The organism is Azospirillum sp. B506 (assembly GCF_000333595.1).
Taxonomy (GTDB): domain Bacteria; phylum Pseudomonadota; class Alphaproteobacteria; order Azospirillales; family Azospirillaceae; genus Azospirillum.
The window spans coordinates 1-11,069 of the sequence record NZ_BADK01000449.1; the positions used below are offsets into that span (position 1 = coordinate 1).

An 11,069-nucleotide genomic window follows, 5' to 3' on the forward strand; every position below is an offset into this window, starting at 1 on the left:
AGCAGCAGGGCCAGCCCGCCCAGCGCCAGCGCCAGCCCGCCCCATTGCAGCGGCACCAGCCGTTCGCCGCGCGAAAGCCCGGCCAGGATCATGGTCGCCTGCACCGATCCGAACAGCAGCAGCGCGCCGGTCCCCGCCGTCATGGTCAGATAGGCGAAGGAAAAGGCGGCGGCATAGGCCAGCAGCGCCGCGGCGCCGCGCCAGCTTCCCGCCCCCGACCTCGCATGCCCGGTCGCGCGGGCGATCAGCCACAGGCTTGCCGCACCGGACGCGATCCGCACCAGGGTGAAGCTGGCCGGGTCGATGGCGGTCTGGGTCAGCGCCAGCCGGCACAGGATGGAGTTGGCGGCAAAGGCCAGCATCGCCAGCAGCGTCAGCAGCGCCGCCCACCCCGCACCCGGCACGGCCGGCGCCGGAACAGCCCCCCTCTTATCGTTCGCTGCCACAATTGTTTTTCCTTGCAACGAGTCGCGCCCAGCTAGCCGCAGGGCCAACGCCCTGTCAAATACCCAGCGCTGCCCCCCTCTCCGACTTTGGTCGGACCCCAAGGGTCAGGAAGACGGGCCGTGCAGGGCGAACAGCAGCAGGTAGGTGCGCTGGAGCGAGCTGAAATTGTTGTCGGAGATCAGATAGACCAGCGTTTCCCCCGCCGGCCCCGGGCGGGTGGCGATGCCTTCGAAATTGTCGTTCACCAGGGGCGCCTCCAGACGTCCGAGCTCCTCCCCGTCCACCACGGCGCCGGCCACGGCGCTGGCGGTCAGCTGCCGCGCCGCCACGCGCACCAGCCGCGACGACCAGCCGCCCAGCAGCGACACCCGGCGCTCCAGCACCAGCGCGCCGCCGTCCGGCAGCGGGGCGACGGAGGTCGGGCGATAGCGCGGGGCCGTCCGATAGGTGAAGGGCTGCCAGTCGTCGGCGGAGCGCGGCAGGCCGTCTCCGGCAAGACCCGGCTTCGCGATCCAGGCGCGGCGCTCCTGACGGCCGTCCTCCTTCCCCTCCTCGATGGTCAGCAGCCGGCCGTCGGGCAGCAGGGTCAGCGCCTCCAGCCCGCCATTTTCCGGTGTGCTGTCCATGCCCGGCGGCCGCGGGATCGGCGTCGGACTCCCCTCCGGCCCTTGCCCGCCGCCGGTATAGCGCAGGATACGGTGGTCGCGCTCCAGCGAGACCAGCCAGCCGCCGTCGGGCAAGCGCGTCAGATCCTCGGCATCGGTGCGGCTCTTTTGGTGGGAGATCCCCTCCTCCACCGTCAGCGGGCGGGCGCGGACCTCCGACACGCCGGTCAGCCGGCCGTCGGCCCCGCCTTGCAGCCGGCCATCCACCACCAGCCCGGTGTCGCCGATGGCGACGAAGCGGACGCCGGCCGGGTCCACCCACAAGCCGGACAGCCCGCCGACCCGATCGCCCCCGGCGATGTCCAGCCCTCCCAGGAAGCGCAGCGGCCCCAGAGTCCCCCTGTCCGGCCGCCCGCTGTCGAGCGGCACGGCCGAGGCGGTGACGGAGTCGGCCTCCCCCCCGCCGGCGCCGACCACGGCGGCGCAGCCGCCCGACAGGGCGACGAGCAGCAGGCTCCAGGCCAGAGTCCTGCGGCTCAATGTCTTGCATGTCATCATCGCGCCACTCTTGTCAGTGCAACCGACGGATACAATATTTCTTTGGAGCGTCGCCTCGGGCAGACGGCAGGATGCGGCGCAACCGCCCCGTCGGCCCCCATCATATCGGCTAGGCGCGGCGGGTTACTCCCTCAGAACCGATGGGGCAGGCTGGACAAGCGCTTAGATTGACGGTTGTTTTCGACGATGCTTATCCATGACGATCGAGCCGAGTCCGTTCCCATGCCGATGCTGCCGCGGTCGCAGACCGCTTATTCTCCTCCGGACCAGACCGGCGACGGCACCGCGTCCGGCGCGTCCCCGGCCGACCGGCTGACGGCACGCATCCAGGAGTTGGAAGCGGAGCTGCGCGAACTGCAGCATCGCGCCAAGAACAGCCTGCAGCTTGTCATCAGCCTGCTCAAGCTGCAGGCCGGCCGCATCCGTGACCCCGACGCCCGCGCCGCCTACGAACAGACCATGGTCCGCATCGAGGCGCTGGCGATTCTCTACCGCCAGCTGCACGAGAGCGGCGCCGGCACCCATGTCGATCTCGGCCGCTACGTCACTGCGCTGTGCGAAGCGGTGCGGGAAGGCACGCCGGGGGCCCTGTCGCGGGTGCCGGTGACCGTCAACTCCGACCCGATCCAGATCGGCCTGTACGAGGCGATGCCGCTCGGCCTCATCATCGCCGAGCTGGTGACGAGCTGCCTGCACCATGCCTTTCCCGACGATGGCTGGATCCGCATCACTGTGCGCCAGCAGGGCGACAGCGGCCGTGCCCGCCTGACGGTGGAGGACAACGGCCGCGCCCTGCCCGCCGGGTTCGACACCACGGCCGAAGACGGGCTGATGCTGGCCGAGGCGCTCGCCGGCCAGCTGGGCGACACGCTGTCCACCGACAGCGACGCCGCCGGCACCACCGCCAGCGTCAGCTTCCCGGTTTAACAGCGCCCTGGCGCCATCAGTGACGGTGCCCGCTGCCGTCGCCGCCATCGCCATCCTCATGCTCATGCGGGTGCGCCGGCTCGGGCGCCGGCTCCAGCGTGCCGGCGAACCAGCCGCGGATCGCCCGCAGCGGATCGGTTTCCGTCGTCGTCACCGGTTCGATGCCGCGGCGCTTCATGTGGGCGACGAAACCGGCACCGGACGATCCGGTGACGACCACCCGCACCGCGTCGATCGGGTGCGGCCGGCCGTCGCCGTAGAGGTGCAGCACCTCCTGCTCCCCCAGTTCGATCCGGCCGGTCTCGACCGGGTCGGTGCCGGCCTCGGCCTCATAGACCAGGAAGCGGCGGGTGCGGCCTCCATGGGTGGCGATGGTGGCGAAATCCTTGGTGCCGACGGCGAACTTCATGCTTTGCGGTCCCCTCGAAACTGGGTGCCGGCGAAGGTGCATTCCTGGCACGCCCAGCGCCCGGTCCGCAATTGAGCAAGGTCAATCGGCGGGCATGGTCCCCTCGTCGCCCCGGTTTTTTCGACCGCCGGCGTGGCCTGGGTGGCTGCAATTCCCAACGGCTTTCACCAAATGGCGAAAGGTGGGGAAGGAATGGCCTCCCCACATGTTATGACCCAGGACACGCACCCGATCGGACACCATGGACGCCCAGTCTCCCCAGCCCCTCCCGTCAGACGGATCGCCGCCCGACATCGCCGGGGCCGGTGCCATGCTGCAGCCGATCCTGCAGCCGGGGCGGACCTGCTGGCGGGTGGAGGACACCACGCGGCTGGGCGTGATCGTCGATGCCGAGGATTACTTCGCGCTGGCCAAGGCCGCCATGCGGCGCGCCCGGCGCAGCATCTACATGACCGCCTGGGACTTCGACGCCCGCATCCGCCTGATGCCGCAGACCCGCCGGCCGCGCCGGCCCGACCGGCTGGGCACGCTGCTGAACTGGCTGGCGACCACCCGCCCCGACCTGCACATCCATGTGCTGAAGTGGGACTATGCCGAGCTGTTCGACCTCGCCCGCTGGTCGCACCCCTTCATGCTGCGCAACTGGCTGACCCACCGGCGGCTGCAATACCGTCTGGACAGCGACCACCCGACCGGCGCCTGCCATCACCAGAAGCTGCTGGTCATCGACGACCGGCTGGCCTTCTGCGGCGGGCTGGACGTCACCGCCAACCGCTGGGACACCCGCGCCCACCATGCCCATGACCCGCGGCGGCGCCAGCCCGACGGCAAGCCCTACGAGCCGTTCCACGACGTGATGATGGCGGTGGACGGCGACGCCGCCCGCGCGCTGGGCGAGATGTTCCGCGACCGCTGGGCGCGGGCGACCGGCGAACGGCTGGCGCCCCCCGCCCCGCAGCCCGGCCGCCCGGCAAGGCGGCATCCGCTGGCCGCCGACCCCTGGCCGCCGGGCTTCGAGCCGATGCTGCGCGGCGTGCGCGTCGGCATCGCCCGCACCGACCCCGCCTGCAACGGCCGCGAGGAGGTGCGCGAGGTCGAGGCGCTCCATCTGGAGGCCATCGCCCAGGCGCGCGACGTCATCTATCTGGAAAGCCAGTATTTCGCCTCGTCGGCGGTGGCCGAGGCGCTGAAGACCCGGCTGGGCGAGGAGGACGGGCCGGAGGTGATCGTCGTCAACCCGGTGCGCACCACCAGCTGGCTGGAGAACACCGTCATGCTCGGCGCCCGCGCCCGGCTGACCCGCGAACTGCGCGAGGCCGACCGCCATGGCCGCTTCCGCCTGTTCGCCGCCCTGACCGACGGCGGCGCCTGCATCACCGTCCATGCCAAGGTGATGGTGGTGGACGACCGGCTGCTGCGCATCGGCTCGGCCAACCTGAACAACCGCTCGATGGGGCTCGACACCGAATGCGACCTGGCGCTGGAGGCCGGGCCGGGGCCGGAGCATGCGGAGACCCGCCGCGCCATCCTGCACACCCGCAACGACCTGATCGCCGAGCATCTGGGCGCCACGCCGGACGAGGTCGCGGCGGCGCACCTGCGGCTGGGTTCGCTCGCCGCCGCCATCGAGTCGCTGCGCAAGCCCATCGGCCGCACGCTGGAGCCGCTGCGCGATCCCGAGCCGGACGGGCTGGCCGCCGCGGTGGCCGATGCCCGTGTCTTCGATCCCGAACATCCGGTCGGCGCGGTGGAGATCGTGCGCCGGGTGCTGCCGTCGCGCATCCCGCGCACCCGCCACTGGCTGACGCTGGCCGGCATGCTGGCGCTGCTGGGGCTGTGGGGCATGTGGCGCTACAGCGCGCTGAAGGAATGGGCGACGCTCGATGCCGTGCTGTCGGCCTTCCACAGCCTGGGCGACAGCCCGCTGGCACCGCTGTGGCTGACACTGGCCTATATCGCCGGCGGCTATGTCATGTTCCCGCTGACGGTGATGATCGCCGCCACCGCCATCGTCATGGGGCCGTGGTGGGGCTTTCCCACCGCCATGGCCGGGGCGGTCGCCTCGGCGGTGGCGATGTTCTGGACCGGCCGGATGGCCGGGCGCGACCTGCTGGACCGCCATGGCGGCCCGCTGATCGCCCGCCTCAACGACAGGCTGGCCGACAGCGGCATCGCCGCGGTGGCCGGCATCCGGGCCGTCCCGCTGGCGCCCTATACGGTGGTGAACCTCGCCGCCGGTGCGTCGAGGCTGCGTTTCGGCGATTATGTGATCGGCACCATGGTCGGTCTTGCGCCCGGCATTCTTGCCTTCAACCTGCTCGGGCACCAGCTTGAGCGCACCATCACCAACCCCGGGGCCGGCGACATCGCCCTGCTGATGGCGATGGCGGCGGTGGCGATCGGGCTTGGCTGGCTGACCGGCCGGCTTCTCGGCCGGTCAGCCGGAAGCAAGACCGGTCGCAACCGGCAAGACGACAGGGCAGACGAAAGGAATTCTGAACCGTGATCCGCTTCAGCCGTGACCGTGTCCAGCGCATCGCCGCCGCGTTGCGCGCAGCCCGTTCCCGACGTCCCCGCCGTGCCGACCGCCGCAGCCTCCCCGTTCCCGACGGCATGACGGCCTTCAGCGTCGCCACCTGGAACATCCACAGCTGCGTCGGACTGGATGCCCGCTTCGCCCCCGACCGCATCGCCCAGGTGATCCGCGACCTGGACGTCGACCTGATCGGACTGCAGGAGGTCGGCTGGCATCACCGTGGCGAATCGGGGATGGACCAGTTCGCCTTCCTCGAACGCAACACCGGGCTGAAAGCCTATGCCGGCCCGACCAAGCACAGCGAGCGCGCCCATTACGGCAACTGCCTGCTGACCCGCCTGCCGGTGCGGTCGATGGAGACGCTGGACCTGTCCGTCGGCAAGCGCGAGCCGCGCGGCGGCATCGACGCGGTGGTGGAGGTGCAGGGCCGTCCCGTCCGGGTGATCGTCGCCCATCTCGGCCTCGATCCCTGGGAGCGGGCCAAGCAGGTCGGCGAGGTCCTGTCGCGGGTGGAAAGCCGGCCGGACCTCCCCACCCTGTTCATGGGCGACCTGAACGAATGGACGCCCAGCTCCCCCCGGCTGCGCCAACTGGCCTCCTCCTTCGCCGACGTCGCCAACCCGCGCAGCTTCCACGCCCGCATGCCGACGCTGCGGCTCGACCGCATCTATGTGACCGGGGGTCTGCAAATCCCCGCGTTCGAGGTGATCCGCACCATCCTCACCCGTCGGGCATCGGACCATCTGCCGGTCCGCGCGGTGCTGGCCGTCCCCTGATCGTCGGAAGCGGTTACAAAACGTCAGTATGACCAACGGAATCCTGCGCGCAGGTCATAAGGGAATTGTTGCGGTTGATATTTTTTTGTGCACCGCAATGTTCTTTCAACAACAGAGCTTTGCAACGCGAAAAGGCTCTTGACCTATACGCGATCCCCGACGAAGGATATGGTTGGTAATACGATCAATAAGTGGTCGAAGGAATGACCGACCCTGGCCGACCGGGGGTTAGCCGTGACGTGAGGATCTGACTTGCTGTATCACCTGTACGACATGCAACACGCCGCCATGCGGCCGATGCGCTTCTGGGCCGAAGCCGCCCAGCACACCTTCCAGAATCCGCTGATGCCGTTGTCCTACACCAAGCTGGGCCGGGCGGTCGCCGCCGGGGCCGAGCTGGTGGAGCGCACGACCCGCCGCTTCGGCAAGCCGGCCTTCGGGCTGGCGGAGACGGTGGTCGACGGTCGGACCGTTCCGGTCACCGAACGCTTCGTCTGGCAGTCGCCCTTCTGCAAGCTGCTGAACTTCGCCAAGCCGGAGGGGACGCCGCGCCAGCCGAAGGTGCTGCTGGTCGCCCCGATGTCGGGCCACCACGCCACGCTGCTGCGCGGCACGGTGGAAGCGCTGATGCGCGACCATGACGTCTACATCACGGACTGGATCGACGCGCGGCTGGTGCCGATGTCGGCCGGGCGCTTCGACCTGGACGACTACATCGACACGGTGGCGGAGCTGATCCGCTTCCTCGGCCCCAACACCCACGTCATCGCGGTGTGCCAGCCGGCCGTGCCGGTGATGGCGGCGGTGTCGCTGATGGCGGCGGCGGACGAGCCGGTGCAGGCGCGCAGCATGACCCTGATGGGCGGCCCCATCGACCCGATGGCCAACCCGACGACGCCGGTCAAGCTGGCGATGGAACATCCGCTGAAGTGGTTCGAGCGCGGGGTGATCACCACGGTCCCGGTCTATTATCCGGGCGCCTTCCGCCGCGTCTATCCCGGCTTCATCCAGCTGTCGGGCTTCATGTCGATGAATCTCGACCGCCACATCAACGAGCATGTCGGCCTGTTCCGCCATCTCGTCCGCGGCGACGGCGATTCGGCCGAGCAGCATCGCCGCTTCTACGACGAATATCTGTCGGTGATGGATCTGTCGGCGGACTTCTACCTGCAGACCATCGAGACGGTGTTCCAGAAGCACGCCCTGCCCAACGGCACCATGATGTCGCGTGGCCGCAGGGTGGAACCGGCGGCTGTCCGCAAGACCGCGGTGATGACGGTGGAAGGCGAGCTGGACGACATCTCGGCCCCCGGCCAGACCATCGCGGCGCATCGCCTGTGCTCGTCGCTGCCGGACGACATGCGCAAGACGCATTTCCAGAAGGGCGTCGGCCATTACGGCATCTTCAACGGCCGCCGCTGGCGCGAAAGCATCCTGCCGGAAATCCGCAGCTTCATCCAAAGCCACGATGGGCAGTGAAAGCGAAAGGGGCGCCGATAACCGGCGCCCCCTTCCCTGACGTCAACCAGCCTAAACTCTCAATCCATCGCCTCAATCGACCGCCTCAATCGACCATCGTCCGCGCCTCGGTGAACGCATCCATGTGCGTCAGCCCGGCGCCGCCACCCGCCTTCAGCCGCATGCCGGCGGTGGCGAGATGGAACAGGTAGCCCAGCGCGAACAGCGCCACGAACAGCCCGAACACCAGCGTGTTGTAGTAGATCATCGTCACCAGGGCCAGCACCGCCAGCACCAGCGAGATCGCCGGGAACACCGGATAGAAGGGCGCGCGGAACGGACGCTCCAGCGCCGGTTCGGTGGTGCGCAGACGGAACAGCGCCGCCATGCTCATGATGTACATGACAATGGCGCCGAAGACCGACATGGTGACGATGTTGGCGGTCAGCGGCTGGCCGCCGATCTGGATCAGCTCGTCGGAATAGATGGCGGCGATGCCGATCACGCCGCCGGCCAGGATCGCCCAATGCGGGGTCTTGCGCGTCGGGTGCAGACGGGCGAACACCGGCGGCAGGAAGCCGGCGCGGGACAGCGCGAAGATCTGGCGCGAATAGCCCATGATGATGCCGTGGAAAGAGGCGATCAGGCCGAACAGGCCGATCCACACCAGCATGTGCAGCCAGCCGCTCGACTCACCGACCACCGCCTTCATCGCCTGCGGCAGCGGGTCGTTGATGTTGGACAGCGCGTTCCAGTCGCCGACGCCGCCGGCGAAGATCATCGTGCCGAAGGCCAGCACCACCAGCGTCAGGATGCCGCCGATATAGGCGCGCGGCACGGTGCGCTTCGGGTCCTTGGTCTCCTCCGCCGCCATGGCGGCACCCTCGATGGCGAGGAAGAACCAGATGGCGAAGGGGATCGCGGCGAAGATGCCGCCCAGCGCGTCCTTGCTGAAGCTGGGCTGCCCCGCCCAGCCGTTGGCGGTGAAGTTGGCCCAGGAGAAGCCGGGATAGACGACGCCCATGAACACCACCAGCTCGATGATCGCCAGGATGGTGACGAACAGCTCGAAGGTGGCGGCAATCGACACGCCGGCGATGTTCAGCCCCATGAACAGGATGTAGGCGCCGACCGCGGCGGTCTTCGGGTCGAGTCCGGGAAACTGCACGTTCAGATAGGCGCCGATGGCCAGCGCGATGGCCGGCGGGGCGAAGACGAACTCGATCAGCGTGGCGAAGCCGGCGACGAAGCCGCCCTTCGGACCGAAGGCGCGGTAGCTGTAGGCGAAGGGACCGCCGGCATGGGGGATGGCGGTGGTCAGCTCGGTGAAGCTGAAGATGAAGGTGGTGTACATCGCCGCGATCAGGATCGTGGTGACGAGGAAGCCCAGCGTCCCCGCCGCCGCCCAGCCATAGCTCCAGCCGAAATATTCGCCGGAGATCACCAGCCCGACGGCGATGCCCCACAGATGGAGCCCGCTCAGGCTCTTGCTCAATTCAGGTTTCGTGTTCCCAGACATGATGCCTCCTGCCCCTGTTCAAGGCTTTGAAAGTCACGGCATTGGTGCCGATGGCGGCGCTCTCTCACGACCGGCCGGTCAGTTGGTTTTTCTGGTTGTCCGGACCGGCGAGCGACGGGGCGTCCTCCTTCAGGGCGACCCCCGTCAGTTTCAGCCGCGCCGCCTCGGTGGCGAGCCAGCACAGCTTGTCGGCGGCCGTCTGGATCGACAGGCCGTCGGCATGGATGTTCGATATGCAGTTGCGTTCGGAGTCGGCGCGGCCGGGCTTCGGATCCCAGGTCAGATAGACCCCCAGCGATTCCGCGGCCGACAGGCCGGGCCGCTCGCCCACCAGCAGCGCCACCAGCCGGGCGCCCATCGCCGATGCCACCTCGTCGCCCAGCGCGACGCGGGCCTGTTCCGCCAGCACCACCGGGCCGATGCGCAGATGCCCCAGCCGCGCCGTGCAGGCCCGGATCAGCGGAGCAGCGTTGACCTGCACCGCGGCGGCCGACAGCCCGTCGGCGATCACGAACAGCAGGTCCCACTCCCCCGCCGGCAGGGCGGCGGCGCCGGCCGGATCCAGCCGGCGACCGAGATCGGGCCGGCGCAGATAGGTCGGCCGGTCGGGTACGGCGCTGTGGACGCGGATGGTCGCCAGCGGCGACAGGTCGGCGGCCAGACGGTCGAAATCGACCGCGCTATGGACGGCGTCGCGCGCGCGGGCGTGGGCCAGCTGGAACTCCAGCAGCGCCTTGGTCGGCAGCGCGTCGCCGCTGCGGCCCAGCGCGATGCGGGCGCGGGTGGCGCTGCGGAAGCGGGCCCACGGATCCTTAGGGTTATCCTTCGGTGTGTCGCTCATCAGGCCGCACTCCCCAGCAGGGCGGAGACGACGAGGCTCTGGTCGGGCCAGGGCGGCAGGCGGCGCTGCTCGTCGAGCCAGCCGGCCTTGTCCAGCCACGCCTCGAACTCCGGGGCCGGCGGGCGTTTCAGCAGATGCCGCAGCCCGAGCACGTCGTGATAGGACAGGCTCTGGTAGTTCAGCATGACGTCGTCGGCGCCGGGCACCGCGATCAGGAAATTGACGCCCGCCGTCGCCAGCATCGTCATCAGGACGTCCATGTCGTCCTGGTCGGCCTCGGCATGGTTGGTGTAGCAGGCGTCGCAGCCCATCGGCACGCCGAGCAGCTTGGCGCAGAAATGATCTTCCAGCCCGGCCCGCGTGATCTGCTTGGCATCAAAGAGATATTCGGGGCCGATGAAGCCGACCACCGTGTTGACCAGCAGCGGGTCGAAGGCGCGGGCGACGGCATAGGCGCGGGTCTCCACCGTCTGCTGGTCGACGCCGAAATGGGCGTCGGCCGACAACGCCGATCCCTGGCCCGTCTCGAAATACATGACGTTGTCGCCGATGGTGCCGCGCTTCAGCGACTTGGCGGCCTCCTGCGCCTCGGCCAGCAGCGACAGGGTGACGCCGAAGCCGCGGTTGGCCTTCTCGGTGCCGGCGATGGACTGGAACACCAGATCGACCGGCGCCCCGCGCTCCATCGCCTGCATCGTCGTGGTGACATGGGCCAGCACGCAGGACTGCACCGGGATGTCGAAGCGGGTGCGCACGGCGTCCAGCATCTTCAAGAGCGCGATGCAGGCCGGAACATTGTCGGTCGCCGGGTTGATGCCGATCACCGCGTCGCCGATGCCATACAGCAGCCCGTCCAGCGTCGAGGCGGCGATGCCGGTCGGGTCGTCGGTCGGGTGGTTGGGCTGCAGCCGGCTCGACAGCCGCCCCGGCAGCCCGACCGTGGTGCGGAAGCGGGTGACGACCGAGCATTTGGCGGCGACCGAGACCAGATCG

At 69.2% G+C, this 11,069-nt stretch carries 9 protein-coding genes and 1 pseudogene; 4 read left to right on the forward strand and 6 right to left on the reverse strand.

All coding sequences use genetic code 11. The features are described from left to right. Positions 1-446, reverse strand: a pseudogene (locus tag I71_RS13635) (EamA family transporter); the annotation flags it as partial. A gap of 105 nt (positions 447-551) precedes the next feature. Then, positions 552-1,610, reverse strand: coding sequence for an esterase-like activity of phytase family protein (locus I71_RS13640; protein ID WP_083897148.1), 1,059 nt, complete (start codon positions 1,608-1,610; stop codon positions 552-554). A gap of 222 nt (positions 1,611-1,832) precedes the next feature. On the opposite strand from I71_RS13640, the gene I71_RS13645 reads away from it, so the two are divergent. Continuing rightward, positions 1,833-2,537 (forward strand): sensor histidine kinase, encoded by a 705-nt coding sequence (locus I71_RS13645; protein ID WP_042695403.1) that lies wholly within the window; start codon positions 1,833-1,835, stop codon positions 2,535-2,537. A gap of 16 nt (positions 2,538-2,553) precedes the next feature. On the opposite strand, the gene I71_RS13650 is transcribed toward I71_RS13645, so the two are convergent. Beyond that, a complete protein-coding gene (locus I71_RS13650; protein WP_042695404.1) occupies positions 2,554-2,946 on the reverse strand; it encodes a NifB/NifX family molybdenum-iron cluster-binding protein in 393 nt (130 codons plus the stop codon). 241 nt (positions 2,947-3,187) lie between these two features. Between I71_RS13650 and I71_RS13655 the strand changes: the two genes are divergently transcribed. From I71_RS13655 to I71_RS13665, 3 genes are all read left to right on the forward strand, one after another. After that, on the forward strand, positions 3,188-5,452 hold the full coding sequence (locus tag I71_RS13655; protein WP_049976103.1) for a VTT domain-containing protein: 2,265 nt from the start codon (positions 3,188-3,190) through the stop codon (positions 5,450-5,452). After that, entirely contained in the window at positions 5,449-6,258 is an 810-nt protein-coding gene (locus I71_RS13660; RefSeq protein ID WP_049976104.1) for an endonuclease/exonuclease/phosphatase family protein, read from the forward strand. Before I71_RS13655 ends, I71_RS13660 begins: the two co-directional genes overlap by 4 nt. A gap of 252 nt (positions 6,259-6,510) precedes the next feature. After that, positions 6,511-7,737: a polyhydroxyalkanoate depolymerase gene (locus tag I71_RS13665; RefSeq protein ID WP_042695406.1), complete on the forward strand. Its 1,227-nt coding sequence runs from the start codon at positions 6,511-6,513 to the stop codon at positions 7,735-7,737. An 85-nt stretch (positions 7,738-7,822) separates the two neighbouring features. Here the strand turns inward: I71_RS13665 and eat are convergent, their stop codons facing one another. The 3 genes from eat to eutB form a co-directional block, all read right to left on the reverse strand. Beyond that, positions 7,823-9,235 (reverse strand): ethanolamine permease, encoded by a 1,413-nt coding sequence (gene eat, locus I71_RS13670; protein WP_042695407.1) that lies wholly within the window; start codon positions 9,233-9,235, stop codon positions 7,823-7,825. A 64-nt stretch (positions 9,236-9,299) separates the two neighbouring features. Then, the gene (gene eutC / locus I71_RS13675) at positions 9,300-10,076 is read right to left on the reverse strand and encodes an ethanolamine ammonia-lyase subunit EutC (protein ID WP_042695408.1); all 777 of its coding nucleotides are present in this window, start codon (positions 10,074-10,076) and stop codon (positions 9,300-9,302) included. After that, positions 10,076-11,069, reverse strand: a 994-nt coding sequence (gene eutB, locus I71_RS13680; RefSeq protein ID WP_042695409.1) for an ethanolamine ammonia-lyase subunit EutB, incomplete at its 5' end; no start/stop codon positions are given. The genes eutB and eutC, both read right to left, overlap by 1 nt.

Coding starts and splice junctions, on each gene's coding strand:
- eat (WP_042695407.1), bottom strand. CDS start 9,235: ATGTCTGGGAACACGAAACCTGAATTGAGCAAGAGCCTGAGCGGGCTC.
- I71_RS13640 (WP_083897148.1), bottom strand. CDS start 1,610: ATGATGACATGCAAGACATTGAGCCGCAGGACTCTGGCCTGGAGCCTG.
- I71_RS13645 (WP_042695403.1), top strand. CDS start 1,833: ATGCCGATGCTGCCGCGGTCGCAGACCGCTTATTCTCCTCCGGACCAG.
- I71_RS13655 (WP_049976103.1), top strand. CDS start 3,188: ATGGACGCCCAGTCTCCCCAGCCCCTCCCGTCAGACGGATCGCCGCCC.
- I71_RS13650 (WP_042695404.1), bottom strand. CDS start 2,946: ATGAAGTTCGCCGTCGGCACCAAGGATTTCGCCACCATCGCCACCCAT.
- eutC (WP_042695408.1), bottom strand. CDS start 10,076: ATGAGCGACACACCGAAGGATAACCCTAAGGATCCGTGGGCCCGCTTC.